We start from the raw sequence: 16,704 nt of genomic DNA, 5'->3' as shown, positions 1-16,704 counted from the left end.
ATCGTTAAAAGGTATCCGTTCAACGGAAAAATCTGAAATATAGGATAATAAAAAGGGCTATCTGTTAAAATAGCCCTTTCCAATTATACTGAATGTTATTTTTATAACAATTAAGACGTATCTTAAATGATGATCGATTTAACTGTTCGGATTTAAAATTAATTCTATCCGTTCCACTGCATCCTGTAAATGAAACTTGCTCATAGGATCTACTGTTCTATTGATTGCATTTTTCAGGTCTTTTCTAAGAATATTCAATTCCGCTCTGGCAACTGAGCGAATATCGGATTGACCGGTATTGATCGGGGTGGATTTTTGATATCCTCCAGAATCTCCCTTTTTGCTTTCGTTTTCAGCGGTCATCAAGTAGGCCAATCTTTCAATATGTGCCTTTTGTAGATTTCTTCTATAGGTGTCAATTTTGTTTCCATTTCTTGTTTCGGACCAGAGTCCTTTTCTAAGGTCGCCCATCATTTCCAATAGGGAATAGGCCTCTGCACCGTTGAGAGTTTGGTTCTCGATCATCCTGGCCAGTTTGCCCAAACTCAAAATATTCTCCAACGTTCTAACTTGTAAGCTTCTTATTCGCTCTACGGAACCCGAATATTCTATTTTATTAAAGATGTTTGGAACGATCAGCCATTCCGGGGTCTGGAACAATTGTTCCTGCACAAATAGCAAGCAGTTTTTTTGATGATCCTTAACTACAGGGGTATATACTGCCCCTTCCTGATCATAGGTCTTATAATGCTCATAAACGCCGCCAATATTATTGCTTACATGGCCCATGTACCTATTAAATTGTGAAATTACCTGGCCGTACATGGTGTTTAGATCGTCATATTCCTTACCGTTTTCTGCTGTCCATTCAATTAGTTTTGGAGTTATTCTCTTAAGATTTTCAATACCGTAAGCACTAGCCTTAATGGCATCGTCCCCCAAATCTTCTGTCTGCGAACTTGGATCTACTACGTCCCCTACTTGTTGGTGGCCAAATCGATATAATGGATTACCCGCGTGTTTTAGGATCCAACTATCCAAGGTTTCCTTTTCTTCCTTGTCAGATTTGTCCAAAATGGGGCGGTATCCCCATCCAATCGCATATTTGTCGTACACTCCAATTTCTGGCATAAGGGCCACACCCTCGTCTCCCGGTTGGGCAATGTAGTTGAATCTGGCGTAATCCATTATAGAGGGTGCCGTACCGTACTTTTTGGTAAAGGAAGCGGAGCGGAGCGAATCGACCGGATAGGCTATACTACTGCCCATATTGTGTGGCAAGCCTAGTGTATGGCCAACTTCGTGCGAAGACACAAATCGAATTAGGCGGCCCATGACCTCCTCTTTAAAGGCAACTCCCCTGGCATCTGGATTAATGGCAGCCGTTTGTACAAAAAACCAATTTCTCAATAAGGTCATTACATTGTGGTACCAATTGATATCGGATTCCAATATTTCTCCAGTCCTGGGGTCGCTTACATGCGGTCCATTGGCGTTGGGAATAGGAGAGGCCAAATAGCGAACTACGGAATAACGCACGTCTTCTGGCGACCATTCCGGATCTTCTTCGGGAGTTGGGGGGTCTTTGGCCAAAATGGCATTTTTGAAACCAGCTGCCTCAAAAGCAATCTGCCAGTCCTCTATTCCTTGCTTTATAAAGGGAACCCAACTTTTTGGTGTAGCCCTATCTACATAGTATACAATCGGCTTTTTGGGCTCTACAAGTTCTCCATTTTTAAATTTTTCAATATCCCCTTCTTTCACTTCCAGCCTCCAACGGTCAAGAAACCTTACGGTTTTGCTTTCCTGGGCATCCAGGCCATAATCTACCTGACCTCTGGCAAACCAACCTACTCGTTTATCAAAATAACGACGTTTCATTGGTTCTTCCGGTAGTAATATCATGGAGTTGTTTATTTCAATTGAAATAGACCCCAAACTTCCATTGGATGGGGGATTGCTGGCCACATAAGTCTTTACATGTCTTGCCTCAATATTTAAGGGATAACTTTTTAGGGTGCTTATATAGCTTCTGGAGTCGTCCAAACGTGAAACCTTATATTCCTTGCGATAATGTTCAGGCATGCCTAGGGCATTAACATCTTTCTCAAAAAGATCGTTCACTTGGATTACCGTAGCGGGATGCAAGCTGTCTTTCTTAAATGCCTTGATATCGAATGAATACAATACAGGTTCAAAATTGGAATTTACTACGGCCTCATTTACCGGGAGTGAATCGGCAGCAACAATATCGTAGCTTACTACCCTAAGAAGGACTTTTTTGGGCAATTTTTCCCATCTAAGCACCTTGGTGTTTATTTTTCCCCCTCCGAAGCCAATACCGGTAGCCGTTTTGGAAATCCTGCTGACCATGAGCATTTCTTTGTTAAAAAGGGAGTCCGGTATTTCGTAATAATGACTATCATCTACTATGTGAACATCAAAAAGGCCCTTATCTGTTTTTGCATCTTTGGTGATTACCTTTTCATAGGATTCTATTTCTCCTTTTTTTGATTTTTCCTTGGTGTCGGATGATTCGGCTTTGTTGGCCTTCTTTTTAAAGATTTGTGCTTCCGCAGCTTGGAAGCAACCTATCAGCACAAATGTAAATAAGGCTTTCGCGAGTAAATGTTTAATCATATTTCGGGCAAGTTTTTTGAATTCTTGTAATCTTTCAAAGAACTAAAAATAATTTAAATTTTGGAAGTGGATTTGGATTATTGCCCATTTACGAAATAATTAACGGAATTATAGGTCTTTCTGAATCTTAGGGCCCCGATTCTAGTATTATATCAGGATAAAGAAAAAAATCAAATTGAGACTGTAACATTTTTACATATTACCAGTCTATTTATATAGAGAATTTTTTTTTATAGTTTATTGGAATTAAGCATGTGTAAAGTCTTTGTGGAAACAAAGGCTTTACTTTTGTTATAACTTTTCCTGTACTTATGTTCCAAATACAACCTGTAAATTAGAAGAGTAGGGGAATTACGAATTGGAACAACAATATCAGCAATACCACTGAGATAAGGTTAAGAACTATTCCCACCCTTGCCATTTGATATACCTTTATATATCCACTGGCAAAAACTATGGCATTGGGAGGCGTGGCCATCGGCAACATAAAGGCGCAACTACTGGCAATGGTCACCGGAATCAATAAATAGAGTACTGGAACCCCTAGACCTATCGCTATACCTGCAACTACAGGAGCAAGGACTGCAACCAAGGCTACATTGCTCATTAATTCTGTCATGAAGAGCATTAAAAGTATTAACAAGGATGCCGTAAATAATATACTTATATCGCTAGTGGAAATGGCGTTTGCAACCATATCTACAATACCACTGGTCGACATTCCTTCGGCCAGGGCAAGTCCACCACCAAATAATATTAGAATTCCCCATGCCAATTTTTCGGTATCGCTCCAGCCGATAATAAAATCACCTTTTTTAATGTTAAAGGGAATGGCAAAAAGGGAAACTGCGGCTATCATACTTATGATGGTGTCCGATAATCCTAAGGAAGGAAAAATACTGTTGATCAATGTTCTAAAAATCCATAGGAAAACTGTTATTCCAAAGATGGTGAGTACCATTTTTTCTTTGCGGCTCGTAGGCCCCAATTTTTTTAATTCTTCCTGAATAATCTGTTTGGAGCCTGTAAATTTTAATTGCTTATTGGGAAAAAACCATTTTACAAGGACCAGATAACAAATGGTTACCAAGATGATTGAAAATGGCAATCCAACAACCATCCATTTAAGAAAAGAAATTTCGATATTGTACTCGTTTTCCAGTAAGCCAATTAAAATTGAATTTGGAGGCGTGCCAATAACGGTTGCAATTCCTCCAGCGTTTGCCGAGAATGCGATTCCCAACATTACATTGAGTGCAAAATTGCGATCATCCTTGGTAAAGCCGTCGGCATCGTTTACCAATAGCCCAATTACGGACATGGCAATGGGCAGCATAACCACAGTACTTGCCGTATTGCTTATCCACATGCTTAAGGCAGCCGTAGCAATCATAAACCCTAGGACTACCTTGTTCGGTGTTGTTCCTGTAATTTTAATGATGTTAAGGGCAATACGTTTGTGTAAGTTCACTTTCTCCAAGGCCAAAGCCATCACAAAGCCTCCAAAAAATAGAAAAATGATGGGACTTCCATAGTTGGCACCTACGTCGTTGATGGGCATGATCTTTAGGAGGGGAAATAAAATAAGGGGCAGCAAGGCCGCAACGGAAATGGATACGGCTTCGGTTATCCACCAAACTACCATCCAGACCGCCACCGCGATTACGGCATCGCCTTTTTCGGAGACTAGGGTATTTGGTAGATTAAGAATAATAAAAAAGAAGATGGGGCCTAATAATAATCCTAATTTTTTGCTCAAATCCATATGGGAGGTTTATGGAGTTCTAAACTAGGCTATTTCTGGCAGTTATAAAAATGTAAACTGATATGTAGTTTTAGTTTTTGTGATATTGATTCCAATTAGTTGAAAATCGACTCCACGCTTATCAAATTTAGGTCTTTATCCACTGCACCGTAAAATATTTTTACGACAGGAAGTTCTGCTATGTTGAGGATCGTATCCTTGGTCCGGTAGCCGGCAACAATAAACAGGTTATTGTTTATTTCCAATATTTCCGGAGTAAAGTTCCCCTTGTAATTAAGTTTCTTTATTTCAGTACCAGTAGGGTCGAATTTACGCAAATAGCCATCGCCTGTTGAGATTATAAAAGAATCTCCCAAAGAGATTATGGCCTGGGTTTTATTGTTCACATTAAAATAGTGGGTTTTGATAAAGTTTCCGTCTGAATCTGTAATATTGAGCTCGCCATTGCCGTAGGTAGCCAAGTTGCCGTTGGACAATTGTATTAGGTGGTAAGCACCATTTAAATGGTTGGCTTCGGTGATATGCGTCCCCAATACGGAGTTACTAAGTTCTACCGTTTTTGTAATGGCGAAATTAGTATCGAAAAACACTAGAACTGGGCTATAATTGGTAATGAAGGGTAGAATAATGTTCTTGTCGAATGTGGCTCCAAAGGCTATATAACCATTGGTTGTCTTGATCATATCGGCCAGCAAGGCATTGTTGGATCCAATGGTTTTAAATTGGACATCAAAAGCATCGCCATTGGCATTCCTTTTTTCAATAACTGCTTTGTAGGTGCCATTGTCCTTTTGCGTTCCAAAGAATATGAAATTTACACCTTCTTTTAGGTAGCCATATAGGTATTTGGTTGCTGAGCTTAAAGTAGATGTCAAGGCCCAGTTGTTATTCAGGGTTATTTCCTGCGACCCGTATAATTCTGGCAGGGTACGGGAAAAATGGATGTTCTTATTACCGTTGCCAAGAAAATTGACATAGGCATTTTCGGTGTTGAACTGTTGGTCAGCAATATAGTTGGAAGAAGGTATAAGGTTGGTACCCAATTCTTTGTAGTAGAATTTGGGGACGGTCAGGTTTACAAGATCCTCGGTTTTTTCTAGATAGAAAATATTGCCGTTTAGAGGATCAATGCCCATCTCTAATGGTAGCGCATTGTATCCTAGGGGAATTTCAGGGAACAGGTAATAGGATTCCACTGGGGTTTCCACAAAAATTGTTTTGCTGATGGTTTTGCTATGTTTTTGGTCATCGTAAACAACAAGGGTAATGGTATAACTGCCACCTTCCTCATAGGTTACAGAAGGACTTTCTTGGTTGCTTATTTCATTATTGCCAAAATCATAGGAAAAAATAACGGCATCTTTGGAACAATTTGTCAATTGTAAAGATTCCCCAATAACTAAGGTGTCCGTGCTAACTGTAAAACAAGCGGTCAAATCTATCTCCACTTCGGTAATGTCTCCCTTGTCTTCCTTGGTACAGGAAAGCGCAAAAAAGGACAAGAAAATAATTGCGTAGAATTTTTTCATACTAAATAGATTTGGGATCTATTAGTATTAACGTGAAAATGCCACTCTTATTTCAGTATTTCGATGTAAGACTTACTTTTAACGCTGATAGTATCAAGATAGTGGCCAAACTAGAAAACTATGGAATCCGTGGCTATTTTGGGTAGGTTGTAACCGCCGTAATCTACAAACAATTCGCCTTCCTTTGGTTTGTCTACATGATCTGGTTTTTTAACCGGTGTGTTGAACAGATACACAATCTGCAATTTTTCAAACTTTTTTAATTTTGGGAGATGTACCTCTTCAAAATTTGTCCCCATAAGGTTCAAGTTTTTAAGATACTCCAGTTTTTCCAAGGTTTCTATATTTTTCCCTGTTACCCCGGTATTGTCCAACTTTAATATGGTAAGGTTGGGCAAGGTGCTTATTTTTTCAAAAATAGCATCGGTAATCTGGGTCTCGCCAAGATCTAGATAAACAACTTGATTCCTAACTGAGGATAGCGAATCAAAATCCTTATCGGAAAAGGTAGGTTTATTGATACAGGAGATTTTTATAAAATTGCTTTCCTCGCTTAGCCGTTCTACGTGAAAGCCCTTATTCTTCAGAGCTGCAATGGTATCCACTGGAATTTCGGCAACCGCTACGTTGGGGTAGGTGTCGTCTTTCTCTTTGGGGAAAAACGCATAGAATAATTCTTTTTTTAGGCCTAGTTCACCAATGGTCTTGTCGAACGAATTCTTATGGGCTATCCAGGTTTTTATAATTTCTATTTCCTCTATTGAGGGCTGTGTCTTGTCTTTTGGGGGCATGTGGTCTTCGTGCTCCAAAGGCAATATCAATCTGGCGTAGAGGGCGCTTTTTTCCGGGTCGTTCGGCTCAATTACCACTCCGTCCTCTCCACCTCTAAGTATACCGTTTTCTTCCTCTAACTGCAGTTCCCCTTTTTCTTTTTTGGCATTATGGCAGCTTACACACCTATTGTTCAGGATGGGTTGAACAAGATCGGTATAGAGCACGGCATCTTCCCAATTATCTTCGTCCAGGGTAGGCATTTCATAAACTTCCGGGCCAACACCCAATATGGATTTTATACTGTTGGGCAGTGGTTCAATGAGGTAATCCGATCCGTGGGTGATATTTCCCCCAAGATGCCCTGTGAACGATATGAGAAATAATAGTGAGAAAGAAAAAAGAACCACTGGCACTCGCTTTATAAAGTCGATTTTTGAGGATGCTGACAACCTAAGGTACATCAACAAAGAAAATAAGGCGGTAACAATACCTAGCCATAAATGAAATTTTACCGTATCGAAGGAATATCCTTCGCCCTTATAAAGTAGATAGCCACTAATACATGCTATAGTGGCGAAAATAAATGCCCATTGAAACAGGATTCCAAGTATTTTGGACCATTCCTTGTTTTTTCTATCATACCATTGCAATAGTAAGGCGGCAATAATGAATCCTATCGGTAAATGAACTACAAGAGGGTGTAAGCGACCTATTAATTGTTGGATAACTTCCATAAATTATTTGTTCAATTTTAGGCGTTCTTTTAAAGCTACATGATTAACGGAATTAATAGGTCTGCAAATTTCAACTCCGTTATGGCAGTAGAATGGTGTTCCTGCGCAAAAAGTATCCCAAAATAGTTGGTTTCTCATAGAGGTTTTAAAGGATAAAACCTTTTCTTGGATGTAGGAAATTAGCAAGGATTCACAGTACGGGATAAATAGTCGCATTATATTGGTTTGGTCGGTTTGTATTTTATGCAAGAATTTCGTGGATTACATGTCCTTCCACATCGGTAAGTCGGAAGGGTCTTCCTTGAAAATCAAAAGTAAATTGTTCGTGGTCAAAACCCAGAAGGTGCATCATAGTGGCGTGCACATCATGTACCGAGACCTGGCCCTCCAATGCAGAAAATCCAATTTCATCGGTAAGGCCCCAGCTGGCACCTTTCTTTATGCCTCCTCCGGCCATCCACATGGTAAAGGCATCTCCGTGATGGTCCCTTCCCTTAAAGGCCATTTCTTTTCCTTCCCTATTTTCCTGCATAGGGGTTCTTCCGAACTCACTGCCCCAGATCACCAAGGTTTCTTCCAATAATCCTCTCTGTTTAAGGTCTAGGAGTAATGCTGAAATGGGCCTGTCTATTTCTGTACATTTATTTCTTAACCCAAGATCAACGGCATTGGAATGGCTGTCACCATGGCTGTCCCATCCCCAGTCGAACAATTGTACAAAGCGTACCCCGTCCTCAACGAGCTTTCTGGCCAAGAGACAATTGTTGGCAAAGGATTCCTTTCCAGGTTGTACTCCATACATTTCCTTCATATGCTCTGGTTCATTATTGATGTTCATCACCTCTGGCACTGCAGTCTGCATGCGGTAGGCCATTTCGTACTGATTGATCCTAGCCAAAATCTCAGGATCGGAATATTCATTGAATTCTTTTTTGTTGATGTTGTTTATAGCATCAATAGTACTTTTTTTAAGGTTTCGGGTAATGCCCTTAGGGTCATCTATATAAAGTACCGGATCTCCTTTGGATCGGCATTGGACCCCTTGGTACACCGAGGGTAAAAAACCACTGCCCCACACACTTTTACCGGCATCTGGCGTTTTTCCTCCTGAAGTAAGGACTACAAAACCTGGTAAATTTTGATTTTCGGATCCCAAACCATAGGTGACCCAAGATCCTATACTTGGTCTACCCAACCTAGGACTTCCAGTATGCATAAATAATTGCGCAGGCCCATGGTTAAATTGATCTGTATTTACCGCTTTAAGGAAAGCCACTTCATCCACGACTTTGGAAAAGTGGGGCAGAAAGTTGGAGACCCAATTACCGGATTCCCCATGCTGCTTAAATTCCGCCTGGGGTCCAAGTAATTTTGGTACTCCGCGGATGAAGGCAAATTTTCGCCCTTCCAACAAGGATTGCGGACAGGCCTGATTGTTCAGTTTATGTAGGGTAGGCTTGTAATCGAACATTTCCAACTGGGAAGGAGCCCCTGCCATATGCAGGTAAATAACAGATTTTACCTTAGCAGGAAAAGGAGGTGCCATGGAAGCCAAGGGGTTGATGTCCCTTTCTGTCAGGGTAATCCTAGCTTTGTCATTATTGCCAAGAAAGGAATTACAGGACATAAAAAGGGAGCCTAGGGCCAAACCTCCCATCCCGGCAACACAATCCTTTATAAAATGTCTTCGGGTCTTTGCTTGGAGCTCCCGCTGCAACTTTTCTTCTATTAATCGGTCTAAACTGTTCATAACTACGATTTTGTTAAAAACTCATCCAAGTTCATTATAGCATTGGCCACCACGGTCAATGCTGCTATATTGGCATCTGCATCCGCTTCATAAGGAAGAAATTCCTTAATATTTTTAGGTTTTTCCTTGAATTCAGAAACAGAACTGTTGTACAATTCTTTTAATACATGTAGTTTTTCCTTATTGATGTCCAATAGAACGGCTTTCTTGTACCCTTGTCTTATGCTGCTGTCCACATTATTGTTTTGGCTCATAAATTTGGCCAAATGATAGGCAGTTTCCAGATATACTGGGTCATTAAGGGTAACCAAGGCCTGTAAAGGGGTATTTGTTACCGTTCTGCGCACCGTTGATACTTCCCTACTTCCGGCATCAAAAGTCAGGAAAGAAGGGTAGGGGCTGGTCCTTTTTAAATAAGTGTAAACGGCTTTCCTGTACTTGTCCTCCCCTTGGCTTTCCACCCAATTACCACCATTATATACCGTTTGCCAAATGCCATCAGGTTGTGGCGGCATAACACTTGGGCCGTACATTTTGGCACTTATTAGCCCCGACACGGCCAAGGCCTGATCGCGAATTTGTTCTGCACTTAAGCGTATTCTGGGACCGCGGGCATAGAGTCGGTTTTCAGGATCCAAATTGTATAATTTGGCGTTGTTTTTGGAACTTTGCCTGTAGGTGCCGGACATCACAATATCTTTTACCAAGGCTTTTATACTCCAATTGTGCTCGTTCATAAATCTTAAAGCCAGCCAATCGAATAATTCTGGATGGGAAGGCGGATCGGATTGCGAGCCCATATCTTCCAAGGAAGCTACTATGCCCCGCCCATAAATTTGTTGCCACACCTTGTTGACCAAAGTCCGAGCCGTTAGCGGGTTCTCCTTACTGACAAGCCATCTTGAGAGTCCCAACCTATTTTTTGGCCAGGCATCGTTCCAAGCGTTTAGGCTTTTGGGAGTTCCTGGTTGTACTGTATCGGTTTTCATAAGCCAACTGCCCCGCTCAAAAACTTGGGTGATGCGGTTTCTATAGTCCGGGTTTTCAACCATGATAGGTAAGGAGGCTGTATCAGTATTTAATAATTTTAATAAGGTATTTTCAATAGTAGGATACTCGGCTATCGGAACATCAGGCATATCGGGAAGAAAGGCAAACCATGTAAAATATCCCAAGGCAGATTTAGGTGAGACACTATTGTTATCCGTTTCGATATAAAGGTTTAGCTTTTCGTTCGTTTTTTTAAATGGAACTTTTCGTACTAAGGTGCCAGAAGTTTTGTTGATGACAAACTGGGATAGAATTTCTCCACCGGCATTATCCTTTCTTATCGTCATAGTAGTGCCGTCTATTCCAGAAGAATATTTTAAATACATATACCCCGCACCTTGAGTATATACATTATTTAAAAAACAGAAACCATTATCCCTTAAGGAAAGCCTTCCTTCTACGTTACCATTTTCGAATTTTTTTATTAAATGCGAATGGTAAATTGGTTCGGTGTAGGTGAGGAAGTTCTGATATTTTTCGGCAATTTGGGAACTGCCGTGATTGGAAATCCAATCTACTATCTTTTTTATCTCCGTTTTTTGGTCTGGAGTATAAAATTTTAGAGTAGGTTCATCTTCAGAAGTATCTTCATCCCTGGAATTGTTGAAAAATGCCATGAGATTGTAATACTCTTTATTTTTAAAGGGGTCATAAGTATGACTATGACATTGTACGCAGCCTATTGTGGTACTCTGCCATACCTCAAAAGTGGTATTTACTCTGTCTACTACCGCAGCTACCCTAAACTCTTCATCATCTGTTCCTCCTTCTCCGTTATTCATGGTATTTCTATGGAAAGCCGTTGCAATGAGTTGGTCAACGGATGGTTGAGGTAAAAGATCACCGGCCAACTGCTCAATGGTAAACTGGTCATAGGGCATATCCTTGTTGAAGGCCCTTATTACCCAATCACGATATTGCCACATAGTCCTTCCCATATCACTTTCATAACCTTTGGTATCGGCATAGCGGGCTTGGTCCAACCACCAACTGGCCCACTTTTCACCATACCCATCTTGGGACAACAGCTCGTCCACCATATTTTCATAGGTAATCTTTCCGGTGGTAAAATCATTAAACAAGGAATCGTCCGGAGGTAGACCGGTAAGGTCCAAGGAAAGTCTTCTGGCTATTACATTTGGCTCTGCTGCAGGACTAGGTTCCAAGTCGTTATTTTCCAAGGTCCTTAAAATAAAGTGGTCTATGCTGTTTTGGATAAATCCTTCAGAATCATTGGAAGAAATACCTGCGGATTGGGTGGCTTCCGGAATGTCTACCTTTTCCGGTAAGGAATAGGCCCAATGCTTGCCCCATTTGGCACCTTGATCTACCCACTTGGTCAATAATTCTATTTCCTCCTTTGAAAGTTTCGACTTCTTATAGGGCATCCTTAATTCTGGGTCATCTTCCTTTAACCGTTGGATGAATGGACTTTTGGCTGCGTTGCCGGGGATAATGGCAGGCACTCCGGATTCGGTATTGGCAAAGGCCTCCTCTTCGAATAAAAGACTAAAACCACCACTTTTTTTAACTCCACCATGGCAGGTAATGCAATTCTTGTTCAAGATGGGTTTTATATCTGCACTAAAATCTACGGTATCCGAAGGTTTAAGCATCATCCACGCTGAAATTACAAGCACAAGTGCCCCCAAAATGAACAGGAATAAATATGCTTTATTTTTCATACTAATATTTTTAATGTTTATTTGGTATCAAAGGTATCAAATCCGTTTCTCTTGTGCTTATCTGCGTTAAGTTAATACTAAGCAGTTAATTTAATTATTCTAAGGGAAATAATATTACTTCCTAAAGGAATTATGTGCAATCAACATTATGATGATTACCAATACTTTTTTGTTCCATACTGTAGCATATGCCCACATTAGTTCTTAAATATTCATCTTCTTTTAAAAATCCAATTATACAGAAAATCCAAATTTCATTTTTTTAGGGTAATAAAACGATGATATTTTCGGCAATAATGTGAGAAATAAACTCCAATTGTAATCAAATAGCTAATTCTTTTGGGAATTTTCTGTGAATTCTGCTGATTATTAATTCCTAATTAATTTTATTTCAGAAAATTGCCGTTTATAAAAGTATGAAATTACAAAGGCAATGTCAATCCAAAAAAATACCACAAGAGATGTTGGTTTTTGGGTGTAAAAATTTAAGCGATTCTATCGTTCTAATAGAATCGCTTAAAATAATTTATAGATTTTGTTAGTTCCTTTTGGGACTATTTCTTAAGAAGCACCATTTTAGTATCGCCTTCTGTGGCTACCTTGATCAACTCGTGCTTGGAAAGGGCCTTCATGGATTTATCCCATTTTTTGCCACTTAAACCCGCTTTGGTCTTAAGTTCATCCAAGGCCATTTTGCCTTCTGGTTTTAACAGGGCAAGTATTTCTTTTTCTTCTTCACTAAGCTCAACTTGTCTCTTTTCCGGTCTCATTTGTGGGAAGAAAAGCACCTCTTGTATGGAGGCATTGTTGGTCATCAACATCACCAAACGATCTATACCTATACCGATACCACTGGTTGGGGGCATTCCGTATTCCAGGGCCCTTAGGAAATCTTGATCAATGAACATGGCCTCGTCGTCCCCTTTTTCCGATAGTTGAAGTTGTTCTTCAAACCTTTCGCGCTGGTCAATGGGATCGTTCAGCTCGGAATAGGCATTGGCCAATTCCTTTCCATTTACCATGAGTTCAAAACGTTCCGTCAATGCCGGATTGTCCCTGTGCTCCTTGCACAAAGGACTCATTTCTTTGGGGTAATCTGTGATGAAGGTAGGCTGTATGTAGTGATGTTCGCATTTTTCACCGAAAATTTCATCGATAAGCTTGCCAACTCCCATACTATCATCAACCTCAATATTTAATTTTTTGGCAACTTCCCTAAGTTCCACCTCGTTCATCCCGGCAACATCAAAACCGGTATGGATTTTAATAGCTTCCAAAATGGGTACCCTAGGGTAAGGGGCCTTAAACTCTATCTCATTTTTACCGACGGTTACCTTGGAAGCACCGTTGGAATCGATGGCCACCTTTTCCAAAAGCTTTTCGGTCATATCCATCATCCAATTGTAATCCTTGTAGGCTACATAAAGTTCCATAACGGTAAACTCAGGGTTATGGGTACGATCCATGCCCTCGTTTCTAAAATCCTTTGCAAATTCGTAAACCCCATCAAAGCCACCAACAATCAATCTTTTTAGGTATAACTCATTGGCCACCCTTAAATATAAAGGAATGTTCAATGCGTTGTGGTGCGTCATAAACGGACGGGCTGCGGCACCTCCAGGAATGGGTTGCAGAATAGGTGTCTCCACCTCCAAATAGCCTGCATCGTTAAAAAATTGACGCATACTATTGGTAATCTTGGTACGCTTTATAAAATTTTTCTTAACGCTTGGGTTTACTACCAAATCCACATATCTCTGACGGTAGCGCAATTCCGGATCGTTAAATTCGTCGTAAACTTTTCCGTCGGCATCCACTTTTGGCAAGGGCAGGGGACGTAAAGATTTGCTCAGTAGGGTGAAATTCCTTACCATTACGGTTTTCTCGCCTACCTGTGTGGTGAAAAGTTCGCCTTCTATACCAATAATGTCGCCAATGTCCAATAATTTTTTATACACATCATTGTACAAGGTCTTGTCGTCCCCAGTACAAATTTCGTCCCTGTTGAAATAGACCTGTATACGGCCTTCGCTGTCCTGTAGTTCTGCAAAGGAAGCCTTGCCTTGAATCCTTCTGGACATAAGCCTTCCGGAAAGAACTACTTTTTTGCCTTCATCATAATTCTCCTTGGCCTTTTTAGAAGTACTATTTACTGGATACAGTGCCGCGGGATAGGGGTCGATGCCCATTTCCCGTAACTTGCCAAGTTTTTCCCTTCTAATTATTTCTTGTTCCGAAAGTTGCATATTCTTATAAATTAAGGCTGCAAATATAGGCACTCTCCGTTAATCTATCAATCCAAAAATTGGAATTGATTGTTTTCAAAATAGCCTATCCAAATTATTCCCAATTTCTTGTAACAAAATGTCCGTTTTTTAGTCGTATAGGTGTAGCTGTCCTTCCAAGGGGCGGAATAAAAGTAGTATATCAGTCCCGAGGAGGGACGTCATCAATCAAAAATTAAAAAACATGGGCTGTTTTAGGGTCTTGTTGGCCATTATTTTTCCACCCTTGGCCGTTATTGGCAAGGGGTGTGGTTCCTTTATTATAGTATTTATCCTTACTCTTTGTGGATGGGTACCCGGTGTTATCGCCGCCTTGATCATCCTTAACAACCCGAACTAAAAGCTTGCAGTTTGCTGTATTGAGGGAGTTTGTATCTTTGCAGGATGAACAAAAGGATTCTATTAGAAGATTTGGGGCATAAAGATTACAAGGAAACTTGGGATTACCAGGAAGAATTGTTCCAATCTATTTTGGACTTAAAAATAAAGAATAGGAGGGAGGGTTCCCAATTGGAAACGCCCAATCATTTTTTGTTTGTAGAGCATCCGCATGTATACACTTTGGGTAAAAGCGGGGATATGGATAACCTGTTGGTAGATGAAAATGTACTTACCGAAAAAGGCGCAAAATTCTACAAGATAAACCGTGGTGGGGATATAACCTATCATGGCCCGGGACAGATTGTTGGTTATCCTATTTTGGACCTGGATAATTTCTTTACCGATATTCATAAATACCTCAGGTTTTTAGAGGAAATGGTTATTTTGACCCTGGCGGACTACGGTCTTAATGCGGAGCGCTCCGAAGGGGAAACAGGGGTTTGGTTGGATGTGGGTACCCCATTTGCCCGAAAAATATGTGCCATGGGGGTACGAGCCAGCCGATGGGTAACCATGCACGGTTTTGCATTGAACGTGAATGCCGATCTGGGCTATTTTGATCTGATGATTCCCTGTGGCATTAAAGGTAAGGCCGTTACTTCCTTGAATGTTGAGCTTGGTAAAAAGGTAGTGGATATGGCCGAGGTGAAGCAGCGACTATTGAAACATTTTGAGGTACTGTTCGAAGCACATCTTATTTCGGCAAAAACCCAAGTGTAGGAGTAGTTTCGATATTTCCAATTATTACTCTGGCTTTACCAAAAATTCCAATATTTCTATTTATGATCATCTTTAGACCGGTATATCTAAAATCCCCACTTAAGGATGAAATATTTTATGGAGTAAGGCTGGTCTTAATCAGCTTATAACCACTTTCCGTTACATCCACCCCACTTACCCAAAAGTTGATGCCGTCATAAGCAATGCCTTGTATTCCAAAATCTGGCAATTTATAAGTCTCAACAGTTTTAAACGTTGGTGTAGTTTGGCATTTATGCAAGTATTTACCATCTGCAATATATAGGAATCCATTTTGATAGTCCAACCCATATACATTATAATAACCCAATGGTATGGTCTGGTCTATGGTATTGTCCGCAACATTTATTAGATTTAAGCTTCCTTCATCTTCATTGGAAGCTGCCCATAGATACTGGGAATCTACAGAGGCCATACCACTTATCTTATTGTCTGCTTCTAGGCTAAATTGGTAAGTGCCATCATCCATTTTATAAACGCTAATTTCGTTGGAGTTGGCATTGTTCTGAAAAAGGAACCTATCCGCATCTTCAAACTTTTCAATCTCAACGGCCGTTGCAATATTTGTGGTTGCTATTTGGCCAATTTCTGTAAATGTTACCGGGTCAATTAAGGGAATATAAGTTGCTTCATCATTCATTCCATATATAATTTCTGTTTTGTCATAGGTGAATGCGAAATCTCCCTCCCCGCTCACTGGGGCATTTCCTTTACTTAGTATTGAAAGTTCCTCTACCCAATTTTCAGAAGAGGGCGCATTATTATTTTTTATCAACTGCAAAACATTAGCACCCTCTATAATCTGAAGTTTATTCTGTTCCAATATGAATTCGAAAGGTATAAAGCCTTGCACATTTATTTTGATCTCAGATCCTGAAACCGTATAAGGAACTTTTTCATTTGATTTAAATCCTAGATCCGTCTCATGTAAAAAGCTTATAGTATTGTCTGTATTGAAAATGAGGTATTTAGGTTGTGATTCTATAAAAACACCACTGGTGACTTCCCATTTTCCCAATAAAGGGTCTTGTTCAAAATTAGTAGTGTCATCATCACTACTACAATTGAATAAGGTAGTTGATAGTAGTAGGATAATAAGGTATTTAAGTGGGTATAGGTTTGCTAAATATCTATTGGCACTTTGGTGTTTCCCTAATTGATAGGATAGGCTATGATTTCTATTTGAAGTTTTCATCGCAATGTTTTTTTAAGTTATTTATCTATTAAATTTCATTGTTCCAATTGAAGGAACGCTTTACCTATTAATGGTCCAGAAATTTTAAGGTTAACATTGGGGCATAAAAAAACCGAGGCATGTGCATCGGTCTTTTCATTTTTATGTCTCAAAAGGC

At 40.1% G+C, this 16,704-nt stretch carries 10 protein-coding genes; 2 read left to right on the top strand and 8 right to left on the bottom strand.

The genetic code is table 11. The annotated features are described in order from the left end of the window. Nucleotides 1-138 precede the first annotated feature (138 nt). The 7 genes from LV92_RS17410 to lysS form a co-directional block, all read right to left on the bottom strand. Complete coding sequence (locus LV92_RS17410) at nt 139-2,640, bottom strand: zinc-dependent metalloprotease (RefSeq protein WP_111624887.1); 2,502 nt, start codon at nt 2,638-2,640, stop codon at nt 139-141. A 334-nt stretch (nt 2,641-2,974) separates the two neighbouring features. Beyond that, complete coding sequence (locus tag LV92_RS17405; protein WP_111624886.1) at nt 2,975-4,405, bottom strand: SLC13 family permease; 1,431 nt, start codon at nt 4,403-4,405, stop codon at nt 2,975-2,977. Between the two features lie 95 nt (nt 4,406-4,500). Beyond that, entirely contained in the window at nt 4,501-5,934 is a 1,434-nt protein-coding gene (locus tag LV92_RS17400; RefSeq protein ID WP_111624885.1) for a PKD domain-containing protein, read from the bottom strand. A gap of 110 nt (nt 5,935-6,044) precedes the next feature. Beyond that, nucleotides 6,045-7,442: a c-type cytochrome domain-containing protein gene (locus LV92_RS17395; RefSeq protein WP_111624884.1), complete on the bottom strand. Its 1,398-nt coding sequence runs from the start codon at nt 7,440-7,442 to the stop codon at nt 6,045-6,047. A 241-nt stretch (nt 7,443-7,683) separates the two neighbouring features. Beyond that, nucleotides 7,684-9,192, bottom strand: coding sequence for a DUF1501 domain-containing protein (locus LV92_RS17390; protein ID WP_111624883.1), 1,509 nt, complete (start codon nt 9,190-9,192; stop codon nt 7,684-7,686). 2 nt (nt 9,193-9,194) lie between these two features. Beyond that, nucleotides 9,195-11,927, bottom strand: a complete 2,733-nt coding sequence (locus LV92_RS17385) for a PSD1 and planctomycete cytochrome C domain-containing protein (protein WP_111624882.1) — start codon at nt 11,925-11,927, stop codon at nt 9,195-9,197. 554 nt (nt 11,928-12,481) lie between these two features. Beyond that, nucleotides 12,482-14,173, bottom strand: a complete 1,692-nt coding sequence (lysS, locus tag LV92_RS17380) for a lysine--tRNA ligase (RefSeq protein WP_111624881.1) — start codon at nt 14,171-14,173, stop codon at nt 12,482-12,484. 223 nt (nt 14,174-14,396) lie between these two features. Here lysS and LV92_RS17375 point away from each other — a divergent pair, with 223 nt between their 5' ends. Together LV92_RS17375 and lipB are read left to right on the top strand one after the other, a co-directional pair. After that, nucleotides 14,397-14,552, top strand: a complete 156-nt coding sequence (locus LV92_RS17375) for a YqaE/Pmp3 family membrane protein (RefSeq protein WP_111624880.1) — start codon at nt 14,397-14,399, stop codon at nt 14,550-14,552. 44 nt (nt 14,553-14,596) lie between these two features. Then, nucleotides 14,597-15,313 carry a lipoyl(octanoyl) transferase LipB gene (lipB, locus tag LV92_RS17370; protein WP_111624879.1) on the top strand — a complete coding sequence of 239 codons (717 nt, stop codon included), beginning with the start codon at nt 14,597-14,599 and terminating at the stop codon, nt 15,311-15,313. Between the two features lie 115 nt (nt 15,314-15,428). Here lipB and LV92_RS17365 read toward each other — a convergent pair whose 3' ends face one another. Further along, nucleotides 15,429-16,547: a YncE family protein gene (locus LV92_RS17365; protein WP_111624878.1), complete on the bottom strand. Its 1,119-nt coding sequence runs from the start codon at nt 16,545-16,547 to the stop codon at nt 15,429-15,431. Between the last annotated feature and the right edge of the window lie 157 nt (nt 16,548-16,704).

Source organism: Arenibacter echinorum (genome assembly GCF_003259375.1).
Lineage (GTDB): Bacteria > Bacteroidota > Bacteroidia > Flavobacteriales > Flavobacteriaceae > Arenibacter > Arenibacter echinorum.
Note: the sequence above shows the minus strand (reverse complement) of the source record. Positions and strands in the feature narration are given on the sequence as shown.

Bases quoted from the DNA above. Each gene is read 5' to 3' on its own strand.
- LV92_RS17410 (WP_111624887.1), bottom strand. From the start codon at position 2,640: ATGATTAAACATTTACTCGCGAAAGCCTTATTTACATTTGTGCTGATA.
- LV92_RS17405 (WP_111624886.1), bottom strand. From the start codon at position 4,405: ATGGATTTGAGCAAAAAATTAGGATTATTATTAGGCCCCATCTTCTTT.
- LV92_RS17400 (WP_111624885.1), bottom strand. From the start codon at position 5,934: ATGAAAAAATTCTACGCAATTATTTTCTTGTCCTTTTTTGCGCTTTCC.
- LV92_RS17395 (WP_111624884.1), bottom strand. From the start codon at position 7,442: ATGGAAGTTATCCAACAATTAATAGGTCGCTTACACCCTCTTGTAGTT.
- LV92_RS17390 (WP_111624883.1), bottom strand. From the start codon at position 9,192: ATGAACAGTTTAGACCGATTAATAGAAGAAAAGTTGCAGCGGGAGCTC.
- LV92_RS17385 (WP_111624882.1), bottom strand. From the start codon at position 11,927: ATGAAAAATAAAGCATATTTATTCCTGTTCATTTTGGGGGCACTTGTG.
- lysS (WP_111624881.1), bottom strand. From the start codon at position 14,173: ATGCAACTTTCGGAACAAGAAATAATTAGAAGGGAAAAACTTGGCAAG.
- LV92_RS17375 (WP_111624880.1), top strand. From the start codon at position 14,397: ATGGGCTGTTTTAGGGTCTTGTTGGCCATTATTTTTCCACCCTTGGCC.
- lipB (WP_111624879.1), top strand. From the start codon at position 14,597: ATGAACAAAAGGATTCTATTAGAAGATTTGGGGCATAAAGATTACAAG.
- LV92_RS17365 (WP_111624878.1), bottom strand. From the start codon at position 16,547: ATGAAAACTTCAAATAGAAATCATAGCCTATCCTATCAATTAGGGAAA.